The organism is Halomonas sp. SIMBA_159 (assembly GCF_046536035.1).
In the GTDB taxonomy this organism is placed as follows: Bacteria; Pseudomonadota; Gammaproteobacteria; order Pseudomonadales; family Halomonadaceae; genus Vreelandella; species Vreelandella venusta_A.
This window is the reverse complement of record NZ_JAWJBT010001629.1, coordinates 1-235: the sequence shown is the minus strand read 5'-3', so window position 1 is coordinate 235 and position 235 is coordinate 1. Positions and strand designations below refer to the sequence as shown.

The window sequence follows — 235 nt, the reverse complement described above, 5'->3', positions numbered from 1 at the left end:
AAGCTCAAGCTTGCCTTGCCCCACTAATTGCAAGACAGCCACGGCGGTGAAAACTTTGCTGCCGGACGCGATGCCAAAGCGGCTATCGACAGCTATCGGCCGTTCGTCCACCCGGTTGGCGAATCCTTTGGCAAGCGACCAATTTTCATCGCCCGCCATCTGGGCAGTCCCAGAAAACGCTATGGATTCCATCAAGTCAGAAACCGGGTTATGTGCCTGCTTTTGCACCATGTGG

1 protein-coding gene is annotated in these 235 nt (G+C 55.3%); it reads right to left on the bottom strand.

The genetic code is table 11. The features are described from left to right. On the bottom strand, positions 1 to 235 hold a 235-nt coding region (locus R0J87_RS24725), incomplete at both ends, for a serine hydrolase (protein ID WP_498889680.1).